A 23,861-nucleotide genomic window follows, 5' to 3' on the forward strand; every position below is an offset into this window, starting at 1 on the left:
CAGCCGGGGCGAGGGCCTGGTGCGCATTGTTAGGCTGGCCGGTGCTTTCCCCGGTTGCTCTGCTGGTAGGGGCCGCCTGACTTTGAATCAGGATTAGCGACGTAGGTTCGATTCCTACCCGGGGAGCCCTCCACCCCACCGAGCGCCGCACATGGTTGCCCTCCACCCCACCGAGCGCCGCATATGGTTGCCCTCCACCCCACCGAGCGCCGCGAATGGTTGTCCAGCGCCGGACCAGCGGCCCGGGCGGTCGCCTACTGTGGTCCCCATGAGCCAGGCGCCGGACGACGAGGTCGACCGCATCGTCGCCGCCTGGGGCCGTGAGCGTCCCGACCTGGACGTCAGCCCGCTCGAGGTGCTCTCGCGGGTCTCCCGGCTCGCGCGTCACCTCGACCTGGCCCGCCGAGCGGTCTTCGACGCGCACGGCCTGGAGTCCTGGGAGTTCGACGTCCTCTCGGCCCTGCGCCGTGCCGGTGACCCCTACGAGCTCACACCGACCCAGCTGGTCCGGCAGACCCTGGTCACGAGCGGCACGATGACCAACCGCATCAGCCGGCTGGTGGAGCGCTCGCTCGTCGAGCGGGCCGCCTCCGAGGCCGACCACCGGTCCACGCTGGTGCGGCTGACCGCGACCGGTCGCGACGTCGTGGACGCCGCGCTGGCCGACCTGGTGGCCGACGAGCGCCGGCTGCTGCTCGGCCTGCCCCCGGAGCGGCAGGCCGAGCTGGCCCAGCTCCTCAAGGGTCTGCTCACCCCCTTCGACGGGAGCTGACCCACCGGCGCGTGCGCGGCACGAGCGCGCGCGCCGACCGCTCAGCCCTCGGCAGCCTCCGACGCCTCGAGCCACTCGAGCTCCAGGGCGTCCTCCTGGGCGACGAGGTCGGCGTCCTGCGCCGTCAACCGGCCCAGCTCCTCCGGGTCGGTCGCCGCGGCGGCCATCTGCTCGTGCAGCCGCGACTGCTGGGTTTGCAGCCGGTCCAGCGCCTTCTCCACCCTCGCCAGCGTCTTGCGAGCCTCCCGCACCTGCGCCGGCGAGTATGCCGACGCCCCGGCGACCGGAGCCGCGGCGGACCCGCCGCCGGCAGCACCGGCACCGCCACGCGCGGGCGCGGCGGACGGCATCCCCGACCCACCGCGGCCGCCCACCCCGCCCCGGGGTCGCTCGCGGCGCAGCCGGAGGTACTCCTCGACCCCACCGGGCAGGTCCCGCAGGGAGCGGTCCCCGAGCAGCGCCACCTGCCGGTCGGTCATCCGCTCCAGCAGGTAGCGGTCGTGCGAGACGACGAGCAGCGTGCCGGCCCACCCGTCGAGCACGTCCTCCATCGCGGTGAGGGTGTCGATGTCGAGGTCGTTGGTCGGCTCGTCGAGCAGGAGGACGTTGGGCTCGTCCATGAGCAGCCGGACGAACTGCAGCCGCCGCCGCTCACCACCGGACAGGTCACCGACCCGCGACTGCTGACGCCCGCCGGAGAAGCCCAGCCGCTTGGCCAGCGAGCTCGCCGAGACCTCCTTGCCGCCGATGACGGTGAACGAGCGCACCTCGGTGATGGCGTCGATGACGCTCCACCCGGCCACCCGGTCGAGCTCGCGCAGCTCCTGGGTGAGGCACGCCATCCGCACCGTCTTGCCCGTCTTGAGCTTGCCGGCGACCAGCGGGTGCTCGCCCTGCAGCACGCGCAGCAGCGTGGACTTGCCGGCGCCGTTGACCCCCACCACCCCGAACCGGTCCCCCGGCCCGATCCGCCAGGTCACCTCGGTCAGCAGGTCGCGCTCCCCGACCCGGATCGTCGCGCCGAGCAGGTCGAGCACGTCCTTGCCGAGCCGGGTCGTCGCGAAGCGCACCAGCTCGACGCTGTCCCGGGGCGGCGGCTCGCCCTCGATGAGCTCGGTCGCGGCGTCGATCCGGAACTTCGGCTTGCTCGTCCGCGCCGGCGCCCCGCGGCGCAGCCAGGCCAGCTCCTTGCGGGCGAGGTTGGCGCGGCGCTCCTCGGTCACCCGCGCGATGCGTTGCCGCTCGACCTTGGCGAGCACGTAGGCGGCGTAGCCCCCCTCGTAGACGTGGACCTCGCCGTCGGACACCTCCCAGGTCAGGGTGGACACGGCGTCGAGGAACCACCGGTCGTGGGTGACGACCACCAACGCGTTGCCCGGCTGCGGCCTCCGGCCCGAGAGGTATGCCGCCAGCCACGCGACCCCCTCGACGTCCAGGTGGTTGGTGGGCTCGTCGAGGACGAGCAGGTCCGGGTCAGCCACGAGCAGCGAGGCGAGCGCGAGGCGGCGCCGCTCGCCCCCGGAGAGCGGCCCGACGACCGCGTCCCACCCGCCGACGGCCGGCGCGTCGGTGCCGCCCAGCAAGCCCTCGAGCACCTCCCGCACCCGCGCGTCCCCCGCCCACTCGTGCTCGTCCAGGTCGCCCAGCACGACCTCGCGCACCGTGGCCTCCGGGTCGAGGACGTCGGTCTGGCTGAGCATGCCGACGGTGACGTCACCGGTCCGGATGACCCGGCCGGCGTCCAGCGTGCGTCGCCCGGTGAGGACCGACAGCAGCGAGGTCTTGCCGCCGCCGTTGCGGCCCACCACCCCGATGCGGTCACCGTCGAGCACCCCGACCGACACCTGGTCCAGCAGCACCTGGGTGCCGGCGAGCAGGTGCGCGCGGTCGAGGGTGACGAGGCTGGCGCGCGCGGGCGCCATCAGCCGACCACCGGGCCCAGCGGCCCGGGGCGGTCGGGGTCGCTGCGCGGGCGGGTCGGCTCGGGGCCCGGGCGGTGGTGGACGATCTGCGCCCCTGGCACCGGACCGACGGCGCGCACGATGTCGCCGGTCGGCCCGTTGGCCGCCAGCCCGACCGACAGGTCGATGGCCTCCGTCTGCGAGCCGACGAGGAAGGCGACGGTCGGTCCGGACCCGGACACGAGCGCCCCACGGGCACCCAGGTCCAGCCCGGTGGCCAACGCCTCGGCCAGCGCCGGCTGCAGCGAGACGGCCGCCTCCTGGAGGTCGTTGCGCAGCGCGTCGGCGACCTCGTCGGTGTCCATGCGCCGCAGCGCGGTCATGAGCGCGCCGGACGGCTCCGGCGCCGGCACCTCGACCCCGGCCTCGGCACGGAGGCGGTCGCACTCGGCATACACCTCGGGGGTGGACAGCGAGAGCCCCTCCCCCGCCCAGAGCACCCAGTGCAGCTCGCCCCGCGCGAGCACCGGGGTGATCTGCTCCCCGCGGCCGCTGCCGATCGCGGTGCCGCCGTGCAGCAGGAACGGGATGTCCGAGCCCAGGCTGGCGGCGACGAGCTCGAGCAGGTCGTTCTCGAAGTGGTCCAGGCCCCACAGCTCCCGGCAGGCCACGAGCGCCGCGGCGGCGTCGGCGCTGCCGCCGGCCATCCCCCCGGCCACCGGGATGTGCTTGTCGATGTCGATGCGCACCGGGTCGACCTTGGCCCGGCGGCCACGGCGCTTGGCCAGGGTCTTGGCCGCGACGAGGGCCAGGTTGCTCTCGTCGGTCGGCACCCGCTCGCCCCAGGGGCCGGTGACGTGCACCGACCAGCGCTCGGCGGGCTGCACGGTCACGGTGTCGTAGAGGCTCACGGCGTGGTAGATCGTCGACAGCTCGTGGTAGCCGTCCTCACGCAGCGGCCCGACCGAGAGCCCGAGGTTGATCTTGCCGGGCACCCGGACGGTGACGGAGTGCGCCTGCGTGCCCGTGGTCATGACCTCACCCTATGGTGTCGCTCCCCGGGCGGCGCCCCGGGCGTCAGCCCGCCGCCCCAGCGTCCTGACCTGCGGCGGCGTCGGCGATGCGGGTGAAGTCCGCGACGGTCAGCACCTCGCCGCGGGCCCGGGGGTCGACCCCGGCCGAGGTGAGGTGGGCCTCGGCCTGCGCGGCGGAGCCCGCCCACCCGGCGAGCGCCGCCCGCAGCGTCTTGCGACGCTGGGCGAAGGCGGCGTCGACGACCGCGAAGACCTGCTGGCGGGTCGCCACGGAGGGCGGCGGCTCGCGCCGGACCATGCGCACGAGGCCGGAGTCGACGTTGGGCGCCGGCCAGAAGACGTGCCGGCCGATGCGTCCGGCACCGGTGACGTCGGCATACCACGCGGCCTTGACGCTGGGCACGCCGTAGACCTTGCTGCCGGGGCGGGCGGCGAGCCGCTCGGCGACCTCCAGCTGGACCATGACGAGCACGCTGCGCAGGGTCGGGACGGTCGCGAGCAGGTGCAGCACGACCGGGACGGCGACGTTGTAGGGCAGGTTGGCGACCAGGGCGGTCGGCTGCGGGTCGGGCAGCTCGGTGACCCGCAGGGCGTCGGTATGCCGCACCGTCAGCCGGTCGGCGAGGTCCGGGGCGACGTCGGCCACCGTCTGCGGCAGCTGGGTCGCGAGGGCGGGGTCGATCTCGAGCGCCGTGACGTGCCGGACCTGCGGCAGCAGCGCCAGGGTCAGCGAGCCCAGGCCGGGGCCGACCTCGAGCACGACGTCCCCCGGCCCGACCCCGGCGGCGCGCACGATGCGGCGCACCGTGCCCTTGTCGATGACGAAGTTCTGCCCCCAGTGCTTCGTGGGGCGCAGGCCCAGCCGGTCGGCGAGCTCCCGGACCTGCGCGGGCCCGAGGAGCGCGGCCCCCGGCGGGTCGGTCGGCTCGACGTCGGGGTCCGCACTCACGAACGGCATCCTCCCACGCGCCCGGACGGGTCGACGGTCACCAGGGCCCGTAGACCGCCTCGCTGGTGGCCGAGAGGGCCTCGCACAGCTGCGGCACCGAGGTGTTGAGGGTGGCGGCCATGGCGCGGACCGTCAGCGGCACGAGGTAGGGCGCGTTGGCGCGCCCGCGGTGCGGCGTCGGCGTGAGGTAGGGCGCGTCGGTCTCCACGAGCAGGTGCTCCAGCGGGGTGACCGCCAGCGCGTTGCGCAGGCCCTGCGCGTTCTTGAAGGTCACCGTCCCGGCGAAGGAGAGGTAGTAGCCCCTCCGCACGCACTCCCGGGCCATCTGCATGTCGCCGGAGAAGCAGTGCAGCACGGTCTTCTCCGGCGCCCCCTCCTCGGCGAGGATCCGCAGCACGTCGTCGTGGGCGTCGCGGTCATGGATCTGCAGGGCCAGCCCGAGCTCCTTGGCCAGCGCGATGTGCCGGCGGAAGGCGTGGTGCTGCGCCGCGACGCCCTCGGGCCCGGTGCGGAAGTAGTCCAGCCCGCTCTCGCCGATGACCCGCACGCGCGGGTGCCGGGCGAGCTCGCCGATCTCGTCGATGACCGCGTCGAGGTCGCCGGCGGCCTCGTGGCCGGGCGCCTCGTTGGGGTGGATCGCGACCCCGCCCAGCACGGCGGGGTGCTCGACCGCGACCTGCGCCGTCCACCGGGCGGCGTCGAGGTCGCTGCCGATCTGCACCAGCCGGTCCACCCCCACCGCGCGGGCCTGGGCCACGACCTCCTCGAGGGGCTGCACGGCGGCGTCGTCCCGGGAGATGTCCAGGTGGCAGTGGTTGTCCACGACGGGGATCGGCAACGGGTCGGGAGCCGGCGGACGCCCGGCCTCGCGGTCGCCGCTCATCGGACGCCGGTGAGCGACGTCATACCGCGGCACCTGACGTGTCCTCCACCAGCCCGAGGCGCGCGCGCTCCTCCTCGACCACCAAGGGGTCGAGCTTGGTGAAGATCGGCGAGGGCTTGGCGACCGGCGCCCCCACCGTGACCGGCCGGTGCTCCCACCGCGGCGCCGTGGAGTAGTCGCCGGTGATGACCGGGTAGTCCGGCCGCGTCGGGTCGTCGAGGTCCGCGACCGTCTCCAGCCGGGGCATGGGCTGGAAGTCGCCGTCACCGCCGAGCGCCTGGTGCACCGCGGTCGAGGAGTGCGGCAGGTAGGGCGAGAGGATGGTGTTGAGGTCGACCACCGCCTGCGCCAGGGTATGCAGCACGGTCGCGAGGCGCTCCCGCTGGTCCTCGCCCTTGAGCTTGAACGGCTCGGTGGTGGAGACGTAGGCGTTGGCCTCGCCGACCAGGCGCATCGCCTCGGCGAGCGCGGCCTTCTGCTTGTGCGTCGCGATGAGCCGGCCGACGGTGTCGAACCCGGCCGTGACCTGCTGCAGGAGCGCGCGGTCGACGTCCTGCAGCTCGGCCGGCCGCGGGATCTCCCCGAAGTTCTTGGCGATCATCGAGGCGGTGCGGTTGACGAGGTTGCCCCAGCCGGCGACGAGCTCGGTGTTGGTGCGCTTGACGAACTCCGGCCAGGAGAAGTCGGAGTCGGCCGTCTCCGGCGCGGCCGCGGAGAGGAAGTAGCGCAGGGCGTCCGGCTGGTAGCGCTCGAGCACGTCGCGGACGTAGATGACGACGCCGCGGGAGGTCGAGAACTGCTTGCCCTCCATGGTGAGGAACTCGCTGGAGACCACCTCGGTGGGCAGCGCGAGCTCGCCGAACGGCCCGACCTCGCCGCCCCTGCTGCCCCGGCCGTTGTGCGCCAGCAGCTCGGCGGGCCAGATCTGGGAGTGGAAGGTGATGTTGTCCTTGCCCATGAAGTAGTAGGTCAGCGCGTCGTCGCCGTTCCACCACTCGCGCCAGCGCTCCCCCTGCTCGCCGGGCAGCCGCCGCGCCCACTCGACCGAGGCCGAGAGATAGCCGATGACCGCGTCGAACCAGACGTAGAGCTTCTTCGTCGGGTTCTCGGCCCAGCCCTCCAGCGGGATGGTGATGCCCCAGTCGATGTCACGGGTGATGGGCCGCGGCCGGATCTCGGCGAGGATGTTCTGGGAGAAGCGGATGACGTTGGGCCGCCACAGCCCGCTCGCCTCGCGGCCGTCGAGCCACTCGCCGAGGGCCTCGGCGAGCGCGGGGAGGTCGAGGAAGAAGTGCTCGGTGTCGCGGAACTCCGGCGTCTCGCCGTTGATCTTCGAGCGCGGGTCCTGCAGGTCGGCCGGGTCGAGCTGGTTGCCGCAGTTGTCGCACTGGTCGCCGCGCGCCTCGGCATACCCGCAGATGGGGCAGGTGCCCTCGATGTAGCGGTCCGGCAGGGTGCGCCCGGTGGACGGGCTGATCGCCACCTGCTGGGCCTGCTCGAGCAGGTAGCCGTTGCGCCAGCAGGCGAGGAACATCTGCTGGACGACCTCGTCGTGGTTGGCGGTGGTGGTGCGGGTGTAGAGGTCGTAGGACACCCCCAGCGCCGCGAGGTCGGTGGCGATGAGCGCGTGGTTGGTGTCGATGAACTCCTGCGGGCTCTGCCCGGCCGCGTCGGCCTGCACGAGGATCGGGGTCCCGTGCTCGTCCGACCCGGACACCATGAGCACGTCGTGACCGGCCATCCGCATGTAGCGGCTGAAGACGTCGGAGGGGACGCCGAACCCGGCGACGTGGCCGATGTGGCGCGGGCCGTTGGCATACGGCCAGGCGACCGCGGACAGGACATGACTCATGGGTCACCAGTCTAGGTGCGCCCCGGCGGCCGCCCTCCCCGTCCCGGCGTCGGCCCGGGGCGCGGGCGACGATCGGCCCGGGCACGGGCGGCGACCGGCCCGGGGCGCGGGCCGCGATCGGCCGGGTCGCGGGCCGCGATCGTTCGGGGCGTGAGCGGCGATCGTCCTCCGTGGCTCACGCAGGCCACGTGAGCCACACCCGTCGCAGGATGCGGAGAAAGTTACCGATGCCGCCGTTATTTCTCCGTCATCCGTGCAGATCCCCGCACGGGGGTGCGCGAGTGACGGCTGGGACCTGCGTGACGTGCCGGAGCCCGGTATGCCGTCGCGCCGCTACTACCGCCCCGCCGCCTCAGGGCGTCGGCGCGTCGGTGAACGGCAGGTCGACGCTTCCGTCACCGTCGGTGTCGAGACCGGCGAAGGCGTCCCGCAGGTCGCCACGGCCGGGTACCTGCACGGGGAGTGACCACCATCGGACGCCTCCGCTCTCGGTGACCTCCCCGAGCGGTTGTTGCACGGTGAGGCTGTCGTCCGCGGGCACGAGCACCGGGTCCGCGGCGCCCTCCGGCAGCCGGGCGACGAGGCTCCACATGTCGTCCTCGGTCCGCGTCGCCCGGAGGCCGGGGCCGTCCACCACGACAGGACTCTCGGCGTCAGCCCAAACCGCCCAGAGCTCCACCCCCACCGCGGCTGAGACCTGCACCCCGCCGAGATCTGGCAGCGCGGGATCGCTCGGACTGCCGCCCAGCACCCGGACGGTCGGCTCGTCCGCGAGGGGGTCCACCGTCAGTGCGCCCACCAGCTCCTCCCCGTCCAGGTCGAGCCTCAGGGCCGGAAGCAGGTCGTCGGCCAGCTCGAGCTCACCCTCGTCCGTGACGAGCTGCGGAGCCACCGACACCGGCCTGGCGTCCATCGAGGTCCACCGAACCACGGGGTGCAGGTCGGCCGTCGGCTGCGTCTCGGTCGTGTCCGACACCAGCACGACGCCACCGTCGAGATCACGCCAGGCCCACAGACCGTCACCGACATCGGGGATCTCCTGCAGCCGCCTACCGTCACGGGAGGCCCACACGTCCGCACCGGAACGGTGGAGGTCGATACCCCCCAGCCCGGCCGGGTCGACCGTGCCCGCATCCCGATCCCGCCAGCTCTCTCCGTCGACGGACCACTGCAGGTCCGGTGCGTACTGCGACCCCTCGCCGACCTCGGAGTACTCCCGCGCGGCGAGGGCGTACGTGCTGTCCCCCAGAGCCACGGTGTCGACAACCGGCTCGCCGGACAGGTGCTGCCCCGGCGCCGTGCTGACCAGCCGTGCCCTCGTGGCCTCCTGGGGCAGCCGGGCCAGCACCCACTCCACCGATCCTCCTCCGCGCCACCAGGGCCGCGGTTGGTCGCCGACGACCGACCACCCCGGGTCCAGGATCGTCACTCCCTGGTCGAGCACACCCGCAAGCCCACGATCCTCCAGCCAGAAGACGCGCTTCCGCACCGGCCCGTCCTCGACCATCCTCGTCTCCACCACCTGTCCGCTCGCGGTCCACACGCTGCGCGAGTCACTGAAGAGCAGGTCTCGCGGCGGCCGGTCGGGCTCGGGCAGCACGGCATACCAGAGGTCGTCGTCGCTGCGCGCCGGCCCCATCTCACCGGAGTCCTCCTGCACCGGCACCACCTCGACGGAGTCCACCCCCGCCGGCTGGTCCCAGACCAGCACGGTGACCTCGCTCCCGACGAAGGCCTGGGCTCCGAAGCTCGTCCGCTGCCCGACGACGCTCTCTTCCCGCCCGTCCACGACGAGCGTGGCCGTCGGTCCGGCCGGTGTCCGGGTCACCACCGCGGAGGACACACCCCCCTCGGAAGTACGGTCCAGCAGCGTCAGGGTCTCGCCGTCGTCGATCTCCCAGGTCAAGGAGGCAGGCGAGACCTCCGGGGGCCCGAGCGGACCTGCTCCCAGTCCGGCCCACAGGATGCCGGCCAGCGCCAGTCCCCCGACGGCCGAGCCCACACCGACGGCCCGTCGCCGTCGCACCCGCGTGCGGCCAGCCATCACCATCTGCTCACCCGTCACCCGCGCCCCGGGTGCGTCGCGCACCGCGCGTTCCAGCAGGGTGCTCAGCTCCTCAGACATGGCGCTCCTCCCGCAGCAGTGGCCGCAACGCGGCCAGCCCTGCCGACGTGTAGCTCTTGACCGAACCGACGCTCACCCCGAGCGCTGCGGCGGTGTCCTTCTCCGACTGGTCGAGGTAGTGCCGCAGCACCACGCACTCCCGCTGCCGTGGGGAGAGCTGCTGGAGCGCACGGACCAGGTCCGTGGTGGCCGGGCCGTCCCGGTATGCCGTCTCCGGCACCTCGTCCGTGATGCGTTCCCGCCTCCCCTTGCGCCACCGGTCGGTGTGGAGGTTCGACATGGTCCGGCGCGCGTAGGCCAGTGGCCGACCGGACCGGACGCGACGCCACCGCACGTAGAGACGGACGTAGGTCTCCTGCAGCAGGTCCTCGGCGGCGTGCGCGTCGGCGGTCAGGAGCCAGGCATAGCCGTGCAGCGTCGCCCGGCTGGCGTCGACGAACTCGACGTAGGCCGCCTCCTCGCTGCTGCGCACGCGTCACTCTCCTCGCCGGTCTGGTCCAGTGTCGTGTCGGTAACGGGCCGGGGACCGGAAAGGTTGGGGCTTGGGCATGGCGACGCTCAGTCGCCGAGCGGGACCACCTGGACGCCAGTGAGCCCCAGGGGCTCGGGGTCGCGCGCTCCTCCTGGCACCGTGCCGACATCGGTGACCTGCGCCTGCTCGGTCGGCGACAGCTCGGGAAGTCCAAGGAAGGTCACCGGCCGGCCGTCGACGAGCTCGCGCACCCGTACCGAGGTGGCGGCCTCCCAGCGACCACCCGCGCCGTCGCCGATGCGGACGGCAGCCTCCTCCGCAGGGGCCGCCCAGCCGCCGACCACGACGAGGGTGCCGCCGGTCACCGGGACCACGACGGCTCGCCCGTCCGACAGCTCCTCCTCGAAGGACAGCGCCTCGGTGCTGGGCCCCTGGTCCAGCCAGAGGAAACCCGCGGCGGTGGACCTCCAGGTCACCGGCGGCTCGCCCACGCCGACCTCCGTCGCCTGGGCCTGGACGTACGACGTGAGCGCCTGCCGCTCCCCGTCGATGACCACCTTGACCTCGGGCGTCGCGGTCCCGTCGCCGACGCCGACCAGGACCTGGTGCCCTGCCAGCTCCGCCGACGCACCCTCGACCCCGCCCTCTCCCAGGGCGGCCTCGGCCTCGGTCGGCGCCAAGGACACCACCCACGGGGCCGATGGCTCGCCGCCGCTCGTCGTACCGGCGCCGCCATGGGCCGGCATGACCTCGATGCGGCCGTCGTCCTCCGGCCCCCGGACGCCCCACAGGCCCGCCCGCTCGTCCAGGAAGACCACGAAGCGACGCTCCTCCACCGCGAGATCCAGGGACGGGACATCGCGTCCATCCAGGGTGGTGACCGCACCCTCGGTCATCACGTACAGCTCCGCCGGGTCGGCCGACCCCACCCCTGCCGACGCGGCATACCCGATCCTCGTTCCGCCTCTCTCGGCAGCGCCGCCGGTGCACAGGAGGCACTGGCCTCCCCACGCCACCTGACCACCCTGCTCTTCGGGCTCGGCGCGCAGCCAGACCGCGACCGTCAGCCCGTCGGTACGGAACACCTGGATGTCTCCCGGCCCGTCCTGCGCCGCGAGCGGCTCGGGCAGGACCTCCCCGTCGCGCGAGACGACGAGCTCCGGCTGCTCTTCCCCCTCCACCGTCCGCAGCTCGGCGTTCCAGGAGGTCTCGCCCGACAGCCCGAAGAGGCGGCCCTCCAGGTCGAGGTCCGACCAGGTGACCTCGGCCGGGGCAGTGGTGGGGTCCTCACCGAGGGGCGCGACCGCCCAGCCGAACCACAGCACCCCCGCGACGGCGAGCGCCGACACGGCGGCGGCGATCCGACGACCACGACGGATCGTGCTGCCGCGCCGCACCACGTCCACGCGAGACACGTGCAGCGGCGGGGTGTGGCCACCGGCCCGGTCGAGCAGCGCCACGACCTCGTCGATGTCCTCGCGGGCCTCAGTCATGGGACTCCACTCCCTCCAGCAGCTCGCGCAGCGCGCGGCGACCGTTCATCGCATACTTCTTGACGCTGCCGACACCCACACCGAGCGTGCGCGCCGTCTCGGCCTCGGAGAGGTCGAGGTAGTGACGCAGCACGACGCACTCGCGCTCACGCCGGGGCAGCCGGGCCAGGGCACGGACGAGGTCGACCGACATCGGGTCGTCGGACGTGGCCCGCTCGGGCACCGCGTCGGTGAGCACCTCGCGGCGCCGCTTGCGCCAGCGGTCGGTGTGCAGGTTGACGATGGTCCGCCGGGTGTAGGCGGCAGGGTTCCCGCGGCGCACCCTGGACCATCGGGCGTACGTCCGTGCCATCGCCTCCTGGACGAGCTCCTCGGCGACGTGGCCGTCCCCGGTGAGCATCCAGGCCGCGCTGAGCAGCCGCGAGGAGCTGGAGTCGAAGAACTCCACGAACTCCTGCTCGTGCGTGGACCGCATACCGCCTCCTGCTCGACACCCTGTCATCCCCTCAACGGGCCGGCAGGTCAGGAGGTGGGGTCGGGCCCGGTATGCCGTCGCGCCGCTACTCCCCCTTCGGCACCGTGAACGCGCGCCAGGTCAGGGGCCCGACGACGCCGTCGACCGGCGGGGCGAACATGCCCTGGAACTCCCGGACCGCGGCGTCGGTGAGCGGTCCGAAGGCGCCGTCCTCGGCGAGCCCGGGCAGCATCGACTGCACCGCCCGCACGTGGTCGCCGGTGTCGCCGAGCCGTGCGGTGGCGATGAGCCCGGGCCAGTCGAGCTGCCCGCACGTCGTGGAGATGAAGGTCGCCCGCTGCGTCTGCTGCCAGGAGCGCACCGCCTCCCCCGTCACCGGGCCGTACGCGCCGTCCACGACCAGAGAGGCGCCGTGGTGGCGGAGCAGGTGCTGCACCGCCCGGACCCGCCAGTTCACCGCCTGGGTGTGCCCGACCTTGGCCATGCCCCAGACCTGGCTGCCGGCGCGCATCGTCGACAGGAACGACCAGGTCTCCCGGCCGGCGAGCCCGTCGATGCTCAGGCCCCAGCGCCGCTGGAACTCGGCGACGGCCGCGGCGGTGTCCGGCCCGTACACCCCGTCCACCGCGAGCGCGGGCACGCCGACCCGCCCGCCGGGGTCGAAGCCCTGCACCCCGCGCACCGCCTCACCGACCGCCCCTGGACCGGTGGGGACGACGAGCGCGACCCAGGTCGCGGTGTCGACGTCCCCGGTCGGCGGCAGCCCCTGGTCGGACTGGACCGCCGCGACGGCCGCCGCGGTGAGGGGCCCGAAGAGCCCGTCGACGACGAGGGACGCGCCGCGCTCCCGCAGGAGGAACTGCATACCTCGCACGACGAGCAGGGCCGCGTCCCCCGGGGACAGGTCCCTCCACGGTTCGACGTTCATGATCGCTGCCTCTCCGGCCGGGCACGGTGCGACGGCCTCTGCCGGTCGGAGGACCCTGCCGCCCCCTGGATACCTCCTCGACCCGACCGGTCCTCGGCCGGCAGGAGGGGACCCGCTCGTATGCCGCGTGGTTCACTGGTGACGACGGCTCCCGCCGGGCGCCGCGCGAGTCAGGAGGCCACGACGTGCTCGCTGCCCTCACCGGTGCCGGCCTGTCGGCCGCGGCAGGGCTGAACGCCTACATCCCGTTCATCCTCGTCGCGCTCATCGCGCGGTTCACCGACGTCATCAACCTGCCGCACCAGTACGCCTGGATCGAGTCCAACTGGGCCATCGGCATCGCCGCCGTGCTCCTGCTCTCCGAGGTCGTGCTGGACAAGGTCGCCATCGTCGACCATCTCAACGACGCGGTGGGCACCTTCGTCCGCCCGGCGACGGGCGGGCTCATCTACGCCGCCAGCACGGCCGCCGAGGACTTCGAGCAGGGCTCGAACTTCATGCAGGACAACCCGTGGGTGGGCGTGCTGCTCGGCATCATCACGGCCGGAATCGTCCACACCGGCAAGGCCGTGACCCGGCCGGTCGTCAACACGACCACCGGCGGCCTGGGCACCCCCGTGGTCTCCGCCGCCGAGGACGGGGCCGCGCTGACCCTCTCGCTGGTGGCGATCTTCCTGCCGGTGCTCGTCATCTTCCTGCTGCTGCTCCTGCTGTGGGGCGCGTTCGTCCTGTGGCGCCGCAAGCGCCGCCGCAGGGCCCACCGCGACCAGCTCATGGCCGACGCCGGTTACAGCTGAGCGGCGAGGACCTCGCTACGGCCGGGCGCCGGCCTCGCCGGCGGGTGACTGCACCCGCAGCAGGGCCGCCGTGAGCCCGCACACGGCCGCCAGCATGATGAGCCCCCCGCCGAGCATGAGGATCGACCCCACGAGGAAGAGCCCGGTCTCGTCGAGCGCGCTCACGACGCGGGCCCAGGCATACGTGCCGATGACCGAACCCAGCAGGCTCGTGATGGCGGCGATCCCTCCCAGCCCGCGCGCCCGGCGGGCGTTGACCAGCCAGCCGGCAGCCACCCCCAGCACCCCGCCGACGCACGCGACCACCGTGGCCCACAGCATCTCCGCCACGCCGTAGCCGGGCTCCGCGGCGGGCAGCACCTGCGTGGTGGCGTAGGCGGCGACGAGACCGGCGAGGACGCCGCCCACCAGACCGCCGAGGATCGCCTGCCAGTTGATGGTCATCTGCCTGTCCTCCGTCACGGGTGCGCCACCACGGTGCGGCGCCGGGCACAGTCAACCACGGGCCCGCCCCGCCCTCCAGCGTCCTCGCCGGGGTCGGCAGGGTTGCCGCGGCGGTCGGTCAGCGGGAGCGGATCGCCTCGTCGTACAGCTCCTTGGCCGACAGCCCCGTGGTGCGCGCGAGGTCCTTGGTGACGTCCTTGAGCCGCTCGCCCGCGGCCACCCGCTCCAGCACCCGGGGTATGACGTCCCCCACGTCCACCGTCGACGCGTGCGCGGCGCTGGCGCCGGCGACGACGACGGTGATCTCCCCCCTGACCCCGTCGGCAGCCCACGCGGCCAGCTCGGCCAGCCCCCCGCGGCGCACCTCCTCGTAGGTCTTGGTCAGCTCCCGGCACACCGCGGCCGGACGGTCCTCACCCAGGGTCGCGGCCATCGAGCCGAGGGTGGCCGCCAGCCGGTGCGGCGCCTCGAAGAAGACCATGGTGCGCGCCTCGTCGGCGAGCCCGGCGAGGGCCCGCTCGCGCTCGCCGGTCTTGCGCGGCAGGAAGCCCTCGAAGCAGAAGCGGTCCACCGGCAGGCCGCTGACCGCGAGCGCCATGAGCACCGCCGAGGGTCCGGGGACGCAGGTCACCGGCAGGTCGGCGGCGACGCAGGCCTGGACGAGCCGGTAGCCGGGGTCGGAGACCGAGGGCATCCCGGCGTCGGTGACCAGGAGCACGCGGTCCCCGCCGGCGATGCGCTCGACCAGGTCGGGGGTCCGGGAGGCCTCGTTGTGCTCGTGGTAGCTGACGACCTCGCCCGTGACGGTGATCCCGAGGCGGTCGGTCAGCCGGCGCAGCCGGCGGGTGTCCTCCGCCGCCACCACCCGTGCGTCAGCCAGCTCGGCGAGCAGCCGGGGGCTGGCGTCGCGGCTGTCGCCGATGGGGGTGGCGGCGAGGACGAGCGCGGCGTCAGGCATACCCCTCAGTCGCGTCCGCCGTAACCCGCGCGGCGGTAGTCGCCGTTGAGCTGGCTGATGACGTTGAGCGGGATGCCCTTGGGGCAGGCGCGCGAGCACTCGCCGAGGTTGGTGCACCCGCCGAAGCCCTCGAGGTCGTGCTGCGCGGTCATCTGCAGCACCCGCGCCTCACGCTCGGGCTGGCCCTGCGGCAGCTCGCCCAGGTGGGTGACCTTGGAGCCCATGAAGAGCATGGCCGAGGCGTTGGGGCAGGCGGCGACGCAGGCACCGCAGCCGATGCACTCGGCGGCCATGAAGGCGCGGTCGGCGTCCTCCTTCGGCACGGCCGTGGCGTGGGCGTCCGGGGCGGAGCCGGTGTTGGCGGAGATGAAGCCGCCCGCCTGGATGATCCGGTCGAAGGAGCTGCGGTCGACGCAGAGGTCCTTGATAACCGGGAACGGGTCGGCCCGCCAGGGCTCGATGACGATCTCGTCGCCGTCGTTGAAGCTGCGCATGTGCAGCTGGCAGGTCGTGGTCCGCTCCGGGCCGTGGGCCTCGCCGTTGATGACGACCCCGCACATGCCACAGATGCCCTCGCGGCAGTCGGAGTCGAAGGCGACCGGCTCCTCGCCCTTGTCGATGAGCTGCTCGTTGAGCAGGTCCAGCATCTCCAGGAACGAGCTGTCCTCGCTGACGTCCGGCAGCTGGTAGTCGACCATCCGGCCGTCGTCGGCGGGGCCGTCCTGGCGCCAGATCTTGAGCGCGATCCTCACTTGTAGCTCCTCTGCTTCAGCTCGATGAAGTCGTAGACGAGGTCCTCCTTGTGGAGCACCGGGGCCTCGCCGTCACCGCCCCACTCCCAGGCGGCCACGTAGGCGTACTCGTCGTCGTGCCGCAGCGCCTCGCCGTCCTCGGTCTGGCTCTCGGCGCGGAAGTGCCCGCCGCAGGACTCGTTGCGGTGCAGGGCGTCGATGCACATGAGCTCGCCCAGCTCCAGGAAGTCCGCGACCCGGCCGGCCTTCTCCAGGCTCTGGTTGAGCCCCTCGGCCGAGCCGAGGACGCGCACGTTGCTCCAGAAGTCCTCGCGCAGGGCGCGGATCTCCTCGATCGCCTCGCGCAGACCCTCCTCGGTGCGCTCCATGCCGCACTTCTCCCACATGATCTTGCCGAGGGCCTTGTGGTAGGAGTCGACGCTGCGCGTGCCGTTGATCGACAGGAAGGTGTCGATGCGCTCCTGCACGCCCTGGACGGCCTCGGCCACCGCCGGGTCGTCACCGGCGATCGTGGTGAACGGGCCCTGGGCGAGGTAGTCGCGGATGGTGTTGGGGAGCACGAAGTAGCCGTCCGCGAGGCCCTGCATGAGCGCCGAGGCACCGAGGCGGTTGGCCCCGTGGTCGGAGAAGTTGGCCTCGCCGGTGACGAAGAGCCCGGGGATGGAGGACTGCAGGTCGTAGTCGACCCACAGCCCGCCCATCGTGTAGTGCACGGCCGGGTAGATGCGCATCGGCACCTGGTAGGGGTTCTCCCCGGTGATCTGCTGGTACATGTCGAAGAGGTTGCCGTACTTGGACCGGACGGCGTCCTCGCCCAGCCGCTCGATCGCGTCGCCGAAGTCGAGGTAGACACCGCGCCGGACCCCGTCCACGGCGGGGCCGACCCCGCGGCCCTCGTCGCACATGTTCTTGGCCTGCCGCGAGGCGATGTCGCGGGGCACGAGGTTGCCGAAGCCCGGGTAGATCCGCTCCAGGTAGTAGTCGCGGTCGTCCTCGGCGATCTCGCGCGGGTCCTTGTCGCAGTCCTCGGCGTTCTTGGGCACCCAGATGCGGCCGTCGTTGCGCAGCGACTCGCTCATGAGGGTGAGCTTGGACTGGTGCTCGCCGGTCTGCGGGATGCAGGTCGGGTGGATCTGGGTGTAGCAGGGGTTGGCGAAGTGGGCGCCCTTGCGGTGGGCCCGCCACGACGCGGTGACGTTGCAGCCCATGGCGTTGGTGGAGAGGAAGAACACGTTGCCGTAGCCGCCGGAGGCCAGGACGACGGCGTCGGCCAGGTGGGTCTCGATCTCGCCGGTGACCATGTCGCGGGCGATGATGCCCCGCGCCTTGCCGTCCACGACGACCAGCTCGAGCATCTCGTGCCGGGCGAACATCTCGACCGTCCCGGCGGCGATCTGCCGCTCCAACGCCTGGTATGCCCCGATGAGCAGCTGCTGGCCCGTCTGGCCGCGCGCGTAGAAGGTCCGCGACACCTGGACCCCGCCGAAGCTGCGGTTGTCCAGCAGCCCGCCGTACTCGCGGGCGAAGGGGACGCCCTGGGCCACGCACTGGTCGATGATGTCGGCGCTCACCTCGGCGAGGCGGTAGACGTTGGTCTCGCGCGAGCGGTAGTCGCCGCCCTTGACGGTGTCGTAGAAGAGGCGGTGCACCGAGTCGCCGTCGCCCTTGTAGTTCTTCGCGGCGTTGATGCCGCCCTGGGCGGCGATGGAGTGGGCCCGGCGGGGGCTGTCCTGGTAGCAGAAGGACTTCACCCGGTATCCGGCCTCACCCAGCGTCGCCCCCGCCGACGCACCGGCCAGGCCGGTGCCGACGATGATGACCGACAGCTTGCGCCGGTTGGCCGGGTTGACGAGCGCCGCCTCGAACTTGCGGGTGGTCCACTTGTCGGCGATGTCGCCGCTCGGGGCCTTGGTGTCGGTGATGGGGGCACCTTCGCGGTAGATGCCGTCGACGAGGTCGGTGCCGCGGGTCACAGTGTCAGTCATGGGGTGGGGTCCACTCACTCGATGATGCCGGAGAAGATGGCGAAGGGCGGGATGAGGAAGCCGACGACGATGATGGTCGACAGGGCGATGGAGACGAACCTGATCTGCTCGGCCCGCTGCAGCGAGGTGTTGAGGCCCAGGGTCATGGCCGCGCCCCAGATGCCGTGCAGCAGGTGCATCCCCAGGAAGATCATCGCGACGGTGTAGATGAGCACGGCCCACCAGACGCCGAAGCTGCTGATGACCCGCTCCGCCGGGCTCGGGTACTCGCCGGCGACGGTGATCGTCTGCGTCGTGAAGTGCAGGATGTGGAAGACGACGAAGGCCAGCAGGGCCAGGCCGCCCCAGCGCATGGCCTTGGCGTAGAACCGGCCGTAGGAGGTCTTCTTCTTCCCGGCGTACCGCGTCGACCGTGCCTGGCCCGCCCGGCGCCACAGCGACATGGACGCCCACACGTGCGCCGCGACGGAGACGAGGAGCAGGATCCGGGCCACCCAGAGGAAGGACTTCTCGGGGAGCATCGGCTCACCGAAGGTCCGCAGGTGGTGGGCGTACTCGTCGAAGGCCTCAGGGCTGATGAGGATCTGCAGGTTGCCGTACATGTGCACGAGCACGAACAGCACGAAGAACACCCCGCTGGCCGCCACGACGGTCTTCAGCAGGATGGTCGGCGGCCCCTTGCGGGCCGCAGGCGCGGGAGCGGTTGAGGTGGCCACGAGGCTGATTCTAGCCCCCGACCTGCGTCATCTCCCGCTGGCCCCGCTCCGGCCGCTGCCCGGTCGGGGCCAGGGCGAACACCTACGATGACCGGTATGGAGTCACTGCGGGCGCGCCTGCTCGGCCCGGCGCCCGCGGAGCTCGCCGGGCAGCGGCGCGTCGCCGCGCTCGGCATCCTGGTGGTGACGCTCGTCGGGGGCGCGCTGCGGTTCTGGCGCCTCGGTCACCCCGACCGGTTGGTCTTCGACGAGACCTACTACGTCAAGCAGGCCTGGTCCCTCGTCCGCTTCGGGCACGAGCGGGAGACCAAGGCCGGCCTGGAGGAGCCGGACGAGCTCTGGAACGCCGGCAACCCCGACGTCTTCGGCAACCAGCCCGACCTCGTCGTGCACCCGCCGGTGGGCAAGTGGATGATCGCCCTGGGCGAGCTCGTCACCGGGCCCGGGTCCGCGACCGGCTGGCGGCTGTCCGCGGCGACCATCGGGACGCTGTCCATCGCGCTCCTCGGGCTGTGCGCCTGGCTCATCTGGAAGAACGCGCTCCTGGCGATCAGCGCCTCGACCCTGCTCGCGGTCGACGGGCACCACTTCGCCTCCTCACGCATCGGTCTGCTCGACCTCTTCCTCATGTGGTGGGTCCTGCTCGCCTTCCTCTTCCTCCTGCTGGACCGGGAGCAGGGCCGGCGCAGGCTGGCGGCCCGGTGGGGGCCGTGGTGGCAGGCGCGGCACGGCCCCGACGTGCCGGTCCCCCGCTCGGCCTGGGCCCGCGCCGCCCGGTGGTGGGGGCCGTCGCTGGGGGTCCGGTGGTGGCGGCTGGCCGCGGGGGTCAGCCTCGGCCTGGCCATCGGCACCAAGTGGTCGGGGCTGTACTTCCTCGCCGTCTTCGGGCTCATGACCGTGGCCTGGGACCTCGGCGCCCGCCGGGCCGTCGGCGCGCGCGACTGGCTCACCGGCACGGTGGTGCGCGACGGCATACCCGCGTTCCTGCTCATGGTGCCCACGGCGCTGGTGACCTACGTCGCCGGCTGGGCCGGGTGGTTCGCGACCCGCGGCGGGTGGAAGCGGGACTGGGCGGCCGACCACCCCGCCCCGCCCGGGTCGCTCGCGGCGCTGGTGCCCGACCCGCTGCGCTCGCTGTGGGCTTACCACGTCGAGCAGTGGAACTTCCACATCGGCCTCGCCAACGAGCACGCCTGGAGCTCCAACCCGTGGAGCTGGACGGTGCAGTGGCGCCCGACCCTGTTCTACGCCGAGTGGCCGGAGCGGGGCGAGCAGGGCTGCGGGGCCGCCGAGTGCGTGGAGTACATCGCCTCCCTGGGCAACATCGTCCTCTGGTGGGGTGCGACGATCGGGCTGCTGGTCGTCCTCTTCCTGTGGCTGCTGGGCCGCGACTGGCGGGCGGGGGCGGCCCTGGCCGGCATCGCGGCCGGCTGGCTGCCGTGGTTCCTCTACCAGACGCGGACGATCTACAGCTTCTACGCCGTCGCCTTCGTCCCGTGGCTCGTGCTCGTCGTCGTCACGTGCCTGGCGCTGGTGCTCGGCCCGGCGGACGCGCCGGCGCAGCGGCGACGATGGGGTGCCGTCGCGGTCATCGGCTACCTCACCCTGGCGGCCGCCTTCTTCGCGTGGTACTGGCCGGTCTACACGGCCATCACCATCCCGCGCGAGGCGTGGAACCTGCGGATGTGGTTCGACTTCTGGACCTGAGCGGGGCTCGCACGAGGCACCGCCATCGGCCGCCGACGTCAGGTAGGCCCTCGGCTCAGGCCTCCAGGCCCATGGCCTCGGCGATCTTGAGGTGCGGCGCACCCTCCTCGGCGCGGCCGGCCCGCTGCAGGGTCCGGGCCAGGACGAGGTGGGCGTAGGCGTCGCTCGGCCACCGCTCGACCATGGCCCGCAGCTCGGTCTCGGCGCGTCCCAGCCGGGCGGAGTGGTAGTAGCTGCGGGCGAGCAGGAGCCGCACCTGGGCGTTGCCCGGGTCGGCCTGGGCGAGCGGCTCGAGGAGGCCGGCGGCGCGGACGTAGTCCCTGGTCTCGAAGGCGAAGGTGGCCCGGTCGTAGCGGGCGTGGTCGTCCACCGTCGCGTCGTCGGGAAGGTCCACGAAGTCACCCATGCCCTGCACTACGCCCGCCAGCCCTCCAGCATTCCCGGGGTCGCCGCGTCGGCGAGGTCCAGCGCCATGCCCAGGGGGATGTTGGGTGCAACGACCCGCTCGGCCCCGGCGGCGGTGGTCGCGGTGAGGTCGGCCAGCCCGAGCCGGCGCTGGAACAGCCCCTGGTGGACGACCCAGCCGATGACGCCACCGCGTTCCAGGACCTCCCTGGTGCGGATGACCGCCCCGGTCTGGACCACGAGGTGCCGGTCGGTGAGGGCATGCCCGAGGTTGCGCCAGGCGTTCTCGGCGACGACGGCGTTGAGCAGGCCGACCCCGACGAGCACGGCGAGCGGCACCCACCAGGGCCAGGTCGCGAACCAGCCGACGTCCAGCCACCAGGTCGGCACGGCCGCCAGGCCGGCGAGGAACAGCGTCCCCCACTGCCCGCTCACGTGGATGCGGCGGCGGGCCCGCGGACCGTGCCCGGTGAGGGTCATCGTCAGCGGTCCGTCCTCCTCCAGCAGCGCGTGCCCGACCTCCTGCACCACCCGGCGCGGGGCCGGCGGCAGCAGACGGGTCGTGCCGTCGCTGCCGACCCCGGTGGCCAGCGCGGTCAGCTCGGCGCCGCGCACGAAGCGCAGGAGGAACTGCTCGGTCATCCGGACCCCCCGGATCTTGGCCTCCTCGATGGTCTGGCTGCGGGTGGTGAGCAGGCCCCGGGTGGTGCGGATCTTGCCCCCGGCCTCGCGCACGAGGCTGAGGTTCCACCAGTTCAGCACGTAGGAGGCCGTGGACACGACCACCCAGCCGAGGACCACCACGACGGTCGCGCCGGCGACGAGGACGAGCAGGGCCTGCGCCGCCACCCAGCCCCACGCGTCCTGCGCGACCTCGGTCTCGTCGAGCGGCAGGTCGTCGCCGAACTGGCCGAGCACACCGACGGCGCCGGCGACCACGACGAGGCTGGACAGGCTGAACGGCGCGTACCGGAGCCACCCCCAGTCGATCCGGGCCAGCTCGGTGTCCTCACCGCGGCGCGGCCCGCCCGTCCGGGCGGCGTCCTCGGACCCGCCCGCCGCACCCGGCTCCTCGGTCTCGTCCACCTCGGCGGCGCTGGATCGCTGCAGCAGGTAGACCCGCAGCGAGGAGGCCTGGTCGCGGGTGAGCCCGTCGAGCTCGATCTGCGAGTCGTCGACCCCGGTCCCGACCTTGGCCTTGGTGAGCCCGAGGACGCGGTGGATCGGGGTGGACTCCAGGTCGACGCTGCGGATGCGGTCCAGCGGGGCCGTCACCACCTTGCGGCTCAGCACCCCGGTGCGCAGCTGCAGCTGCTCCTGGGTGAACCGGTAGCGGGTGAAGAACCAGGCGAGGACCCCGAACAGCACGGCCAGGACGGCGAAGACCGGGGCGGCCCAGAACCAGAAGCTGTTCCCGTCGCCACGGGTCACGCCGAAGACGACCAGGACGAGCGGCACGATCATCGAGCGGATGGCTCGCACCGGGTGGACGAGCAGCATGCGCGGGCTCAGGCGCTGCCAGTCCTGCGCCCCGCCCACCCCCGGCGGTGGTGGCGGGGTGCCCGGGTCGGCCGGGGCGAGGGGCTCGCCCGTGGGGGGCGGCAGCGCGGTCACGTCGCGTCGCCGCGCGTCTGCCCGGTCACCCGCGCGAGCTCGGCGGTGACCCGGTCGGCGACGTCGGTGTCCAGGCAGGTGAGCCGGATCGGCCCGGCCGCCGAGGCGGTGGTGACGGTGACGTTGGCCAGCCGGAAGATCCGCATGAGCGGACCCCGCTCGGTGTCGACGGTCTGCACCCGCGACAGCGGGGCGATGCGCTGGTCCCGGGACAGCCACCCGGTCTGGGCGAAGACCCGCTCCCCGGTGACCTCCCACCGGGTGCGGCGGTAGCGGATGATCGGCTCCAGCGCCTGCTCCACGACCGTGTAGACGAGGATGGCCACGAAGACCGGCCCGAGCCACCGCTGCACCCCGTCGGGCACGAACCAGTAGACCGCGAACAGGACGCCCCAGACGACGACGGCGCCGAGGAAGCCCTGGAGGGCCCAGTAGCGCACCGCCCGCGGGCTCACCTGGTGCGCCGGCTCGTGCAGCGGCGCGGCGTCGGGCACGGAGGAGGGCTGCGTCACGGTCATGCGAGCGTCGCCACCAGGAGCGCCTTGATGGTGTGCAGGCGGTTCTCCGCCTGGTCGAAGACGATGCTGGCACCGGACTCGAAGACCTCGTCGGTGACCTCCAGCCCGTCCGCGAGCTCTGGATGGATGCTCATGAGCTGCTCCCCCACCTCGGTGTCCGTGTCGTGGAACGCCGGCAGGCAGTGCATGAACACGGCCTGCGGGTTCCCGGTCGCCTCCATCATCGCGCGGTCCACCCGGAAGGGCAGCAGCAGGTCGATCCGCTCCTGCCAGGCGCTGGCCGGCTCCCCCATGGAGACCCAGACATCGGTATGCACGGCGTCCACCCCGGCGACCGCCTCGCGGGGGTCCTCGGTCACCGTCAGCCGGGCGCGGGTGCCTCCGGCGACCTCCTCGCACAGGGCGACCACCTCGGGCGCGGGCTGCAGGCCCGCGGGGGCACCAATCCGCACGTCGCACCCCAGCTTGGCCCCGAGGAGCAGCAGCGAGTGGCCGGTGTTGTTGCGGGCGTCGCCCAGGTAGGCGAAGGACGTCTCGGACCACGGCTTGGCCACGTGCTCGCGCATGGTGAGGGCGTCGGCGAGCATCTGCGTGGGGTGCCACTCGTCGGTGAGGCCGTTGTAGACCGGCACCCCGGCATACCGGTGCAGCTGCTCGACGGTCGCCTGTGCCGACCCGCGGTACTGGATCGCGTCGTACATCCGGCCCAGCACGCGCGCGGTGTCCTTGATCGACTCCTTGTGCCCGATCTGGCTGCTGCGGGGGTCGAGGAAGGTGGTGGCCGCGCCCTGGTCGGCGGCGGCGACCTCGAAGGCGCTGCGGGTGCGGGTGGAGGTCTTCTCGAAGACGAGGGCGATGGACCGGCCGACCAGGCGTCGCTGCTCGGTGCGGGACCGCTTGGCCGCCTTGAGCTCGGCGGCGAGGTCCAGCAGCGCGAGGATCTCCTCGGGGGTCTCCTCGACCAGGGACAGCAGGCTGCGTCCCCGCAGGTCGACGGCCATGGCAGGCTCCCTTCGTGGGTCGGGCACGCACCGCGCCGGGGGTGCGCTGGTGCGGGGTCAGCGTAGTCCGGACGCGGGTC

General features: G+C 73.0%; 22 protein-coding genes and 1 tRNA gene. 4 read left to right on the forward strand and 19 right to left on the reverse strand.

Annotated features, from left to right (window positions below; all coding sequences use genetic code 11):
- The first annotated feature begins 47 nt into the window (after positions 1–47).
- Together Q0967_RS02320 and Q0967_RS02325 are read left to right on the forward strand one after the other, a co-directional pair.
- Positions 48–126 (forward strand) — tRNA-Gln (locus Q0967_RS02320).
- A 142-nt stretch (positions 127–268) separates the two neighbouring features.
- A complete protein-coding gene (locus Q0967_RS02325) occupies positions 269–772 on the forward strand; it encodes a MarR family winged helix-turn-helix transcriptional regulator (protein WP_298748928.1) in 504 nt (167 codons plus the stop codon).
- A gap of 41 nt (positions 773–813) precedes the next feature.
- Here Q0967_RS02325 and Q0967_RS02330 read toward each other — a convergent pair whose 3' ends face one another.
- The 10 genes from Q0967_RS02330 to Q0967_RS02375 all read right to left on the reverse strand — a co-directional run bounded on the left by Q0967_RS02330 (position 814) and on the right by Q0967_RS02375 (position 12,884).
- Positions 814–2,694: an ABC-F family ATP-binding cassette domain-containing protein gene (locus tag Q0967_RS02330; RefSeq protein WP_298748929.1), complete on the reverse strand. Its 1,881-nt coding sequence runs from the start codon at positions 2,692–2,694 to the stop codon at positions 814–816.
- Entirely contained in the window at positions 2,694–3,707 is a 1,014-nt protein-coding gene (locus Q0967_RS02335) for a 4-(cytidine 5'-diphospho)-2-C-methyl-D-erythritol kinase (protein WP_298748930.1), read from the reverse strand. The genes Q0967_RS02330 and Q0967_RS02335 overlap by 1 nt, the downstream gene beginning before the upstream one ends.
- Before the next feature lie 43 nt (positions 3,708–3,750).
- Complete coding sequence (gene rsmA, locus Q0967_RS02340; protein WP_298748931.1) at positions 3,751–4,656, reverse strand: 16S rRNA (adenine(1518)-N(6)/adenine(1519)-N(6))-dimethyltransferase RsmA; 906 nt, start codon at positions 4,654–4,656, stop codon at positions 3,751–3,753.
- A gap of 37 nt (positions 4,657–4,693) precedes the next feature.
- Positions 4,694–5,539, reverse strand: coding sequence for a TatD family hydrolase (locus tag Q0967_RS02345; protein ID WP_298748932.1), 846 nt, complete (start codon positions 5,537–5,539; stop codon positions 4,694–4,696).
- A 19-nt stretch (positions 5,540–5,558) separates the two neighbouring features.
- Positions 5,559–7,391, reverse strand: a complete 1,833-nt coding sequence (gene metG / locus Q0967_RS02350; protein ID WP_298748933.1) for a methionine--tRNA ligase — start codon at positions 7,389–7,391, stop codon at positions 5,559–5,561.
- A 352-nt stretch (positions 7,392–7,743) separates the two neighbouring features.
- Complete coding sequence (locus Q0967_RS02355) at positions 7,744–9,516, reverse strand: hypothetical protein (protein ID WP_298748934.1); 1,773 nt, start codon at positions 9,514–9,516, stop codon at positions 7,744–7,746.
- On the reverse strand, positions 9,509–9,988 hold the full coding sequence (locus tag Q0967_RS02360; RefSeq protein ID WP_298748935.1) for a SigE family RNA polymerase sigma factor: 480 nt from the start codon (positions 9,986–9,988) through the stop codon (positions 9,509–9,511). The genes Q0967_RS02355 and Q0967_RS02360 overlap by 8 nt, the downstream gene beginning before the upstream one ends.
- Before the next feature lie 86 nt (positions 9,989–10,074).
- Positions 10,075–11,481 (reverse strand): hypothetical protein, encoded by a 1,407-nt coding sequence (locus Q0967_RS02365; protein WP_298748937.1) that lies wholly within the window; start codon positions 11,479–11,481, stop codon positions 10,075–10,077.
- On the reverse strand, positions 11,474–11,956 hold the full coding sequence (locus tag Q0967_RS02370; protein ID WP_298748938.1) for a SigE family RNA polymerase sigma factor: 483 nt from the start codon (positions 11,954–11,956) through the stop codon (positions 11,474–11,476). The genes Q0967_RS02365 and Q0967_RS02370 overlap by 8 nt, the downstream gene beginning before the upstream one ends.
- Before the next feature lie 85 nt (positions 11,957–12,041).
- A complete protein-coding gene (locus Q0967_RS02375; RefSeq protein WP_298748939.1) occupies positions 12,042–12,884 on the reverse strand; it encodes a peptidoglycan-binding protein in 843 nt (280 codons plus the stop codon).
- Between the two features lie 185 nt (positions 12,885–13,069).
- On the opposite strand from Q0967_RS02375, the gene Q0967_RS02380 reads away from it, so the two are divergent.
- Entirely contained in the window at positions 13,070–13,681 is a 612-nt protein-coding gene (locus Q0967_RS02380) for a DUF4126 domain-containing protein (protein ID WP_298748940.1), read from the forward strand.
- 15 nt (positions 13,682–13,696) lie between these two features.
- Here the strand turns inward: Q0967_RS02380 and Q0967_RS02385 are convergent, their stop codons facing one another.
- The 5 genes from Q0967_RS02385 to Q0967_RS02405 form a co-directional block, all read right to left on the reverse strand.
- The gene (locus tag Q0967_RS02385) at positions 13,697–14,125 is read right to left on the reverse strand and encodes a hypothetical protein (protein ID WP_298748941.1); all 429 of its coding nucleotides are present in this window, start codon (positions 14,123–14,125) and stop codon (positions 13,697–13,699) included.
- Between the two features lie 118 nt (positions 14,126–14,243).
- Positions 14,244–15,083 (reverse strand): 16S rRNA (cytidine(1402)-2'-O)-methyltransferase, encoded by an 840-nt coding sequence (gene rsmI / locus Q0967_RS02390; protein ID WP_298748942.1) that lies wholly within the window; start codon positions 15,081–15,083, stop codon positions 14,244–14,246.
- 5 nt (positions 15,084–15,088) lie between these two features.
- Positions 15,089–15,835, reverse strand: coding sequence for a succinate dehydrogenase/fumarate reductase iron-sulfur subunit (locus tag Q0967_RS02395; RefSeq protein WP_298748943.1), 747 nt, complete (start codon positions 15,833–15,835; stop codon positions 15,089–15,091).
- The gene (locus Q0967_RS02400; protein WP_298748944.1) at positions 15,832–17,820 is read right to left on the reverse strand and encodes a fumarate reductase/succinate dehydrogenase flavoprotein subunit; all 1,989 of its coding nucleotides are present in this window, start codon (positions 17,818–17,820) and stop codon (positions 15,832–15,834) included. The genes Q0967_RS02395 and Q0967_RS02400 overlap by 4 nt, the downstream gene beginning before the upstream one ends.
- Positions 17,821–17,834: 14 nt before the next feature.
- Complete coding sequence (locus tag Q0967_RS02405; RefSeq protein WP_298748946.1) at positions 17,835–18,536, reverse strand: succinate dehydrogenase cytochrome b subunit; 702 nt, start codon at positions 18,534–18,536, stop codon at positions 17,835–17,837.
- 96 nt (positions 18,537–18,632) lie between these two features.
- Here Q0967_RS02405 and Q0967_RS02410 point away from each other — a divergent pair, with 96 nt between their 5' ends.
- Entirely contained in the window at positions 18,633–20,243 is a 1,611-nt protein-coding gene (locus Q0967_RS02410) for a dolichyl-phosphate-mannose--protein mannosyltransferase (RefSeq protein WP_298748947.1), read from the forward strand.
- A 55-nt stretch (positions 20,244–20,298) separates the two neighbouring features.
- Here Q0967_RS02410 and Q0967_RS02415 read toward each other — a convergent pair whose 3' ends face one another.
- From Q0967_RS02415 to argF, 4 genes are read right to left on the reverse strand one after another with little or no spacing between them, the layout of a single operon-like run.
- On the reverse strand, positions 20,299–20,649 hold the full coding sequence (locus Q0967_RS02415) for a tetratricopeptide repeat protein (protein ID WP_298748948.1): 351 nt from the start codon (positions 20,647–20,649) through the stop codon (positions 20,299–20,301).
- An 8-nt stretch (positions 20,650–20,657) separates the two neighbouring features.
- Positions 20,658–22,262, reverse strand: a complete 1,605-nt coding sequence (locus Q0967_RS02420; protein ID WP_298748949.1) for a PH domain-containing protein — start codon at positions 22,260–22,262, stop codon at positions 20,658–20,660.
- On the reverse strand, positions 22,259–22,780 hold the full coding sequence (locus tag Q0967_RS02425; protein ID WP_298748950.1) for a PH domain-containing protein: 522 nt from the start codon (positions 22,778–22,780) through the stop codon (positions 22,259–22,261). Before Q0967_RS02425 ends, Q0967_RS02420 begins: the two co-directional genes overlap by 4 nt.
- Positions 22,777–23,781, reverse strand: a complete 1,005-nt coding sequence (argF, locus tag Q0967_RS02430) for an ornithine carbamoyltransferase (RefSeq protein WP_298748951.1) — start codon at positions 23,779–23,781, stop codon at positions 22,777–22,779. Before argF ends, Q0967_RS02425 begins: the two co-directional genes overlap by 4 nt.
- Between the last annotated feature and the right edge of the window lie 80 nt (positions 23,782–23,861).

The organism is uncultured Serinicoccus sp. (assembly GCF_947500995.1).
Taxonomy (GTDB): Bacteria; Actinomycetota; Actinomycetes; order Actinomycetales; family Dermatophilaceae; genus Ornithinicoccus.

Bases quoted from the DNA above. Each gene is read 5' to 3' on its own strand.
- Q0967_RS02330 (WP_298748929.1), bottom strand. From the start codon at position 2,694: ATGGCGCCCGCGCGCGCCAGCCTCGTCACCCTCGACCGCGCGCACCTG.
- Q0967_RS02345 (WP_298748932.1), bottom strand. From the start codon at position 5,539: ATGAGCGGCGACCGCGAGGCCGGGCGTCCGCCGGCTCCCGACCCGTTG.
- Q0967_RS02370 (WP_298748938.1), bottom strand. From the start codon at position 11,956: ATGCGGTCCACGCACGAGCAGGAGTTCGTGGAGTTCTTCGACTCCAGC.
- Q0967_RS02415 (WP_298748948.1), bottom strand. From the start codon at position 20,649: ATGGGTGACTTCGTGGACCTTCCCGACGACGCGACGGTGGACGACCAC.
- Q0967_RS02355 (WP_298748934.1), bottom strand. From the start codon at position 9,516: ATGTCTGAGGAGCTGAGCACCCTGCTGGAACGCGCGGTGCGCGACGCA.
- rsmI (WP_298748942.1), bottom strand. From the start codon at position 15,083: ATGCCTGACGCCGCGCTCGTCCTCGCCGCCACCCCCATCGGCGACAGC.
- Q0967_RS02375 (WP_298748939.1), bottom strand. From the start codon at position 12,884: ATGAACGTCGAACCGTGGAGGGACCTGTCCCCGGGGGACGCGGCCCTG.
- Q0967_RS02335 (WP_298748930.1), bottom strand. From the start codon at position 3,707: ATGACCACGGGCACGCAGGCGCACTCCGTCACCGTCCGGGTGCCCGGC.
- argF (WP_298748951.1), bottom strand. From the start codon at position 23,781: ATGGCCGTCGACCTGCGGGGACGCAGCCTGCTGTCCCTGGTCGAGGAG.
- metG (WP_298748933.1), bottom strand. From the start codon at position 7,391: ATGAGTCATGTCCTGTCCGCGGTCGCCTGGCCGTATGCCAACGGCCCG.
- Q0967_RS02385 (WP_298748941.1), bottom strand. From the start codon at position 14,125: ATGACCATCAACTGGCAGGCGATCCTCGGCGGTCTGGTGGGCGGCGTC.
- Q0967_RS02365 (WP_298748937.1), bottom strand. From the start codon at position 11,481: ATGACTGAGGCCCGCGAGGACATCGACGAGGTCGTGGCGCTGCTCGAC.
- Q0967_RS02425 (WP_298748950.1), bottom strand. From the start codon at position 22,780: ATGACCGTGACGCAGCCCTCCTCCGTGCCCGACGCCGCGCCGCTGCAC.
- Q0967_RS02410 (WP_298748947.1), top strand. From the start codon at position 18,633: ATGGAGTCACTGCGGGCGCGCCTGCTCGGCCCGGCGCCCGCGGAGCTC.
- Q0967_RS02400 (WP_298748944.1), bottom strand. From the start codon at position 17,820: ATGACTGACACTGTGACCCGCGGCACCGACCTCGTCGACGGCATCTAC.
- Q0967_RS02325 (WP_298748928.1), top strand. From the start codon at position 269: ATGAGCCAGGCGCCGGACGACGAGGTCGACCGCATCGTCGCCGCCTGG.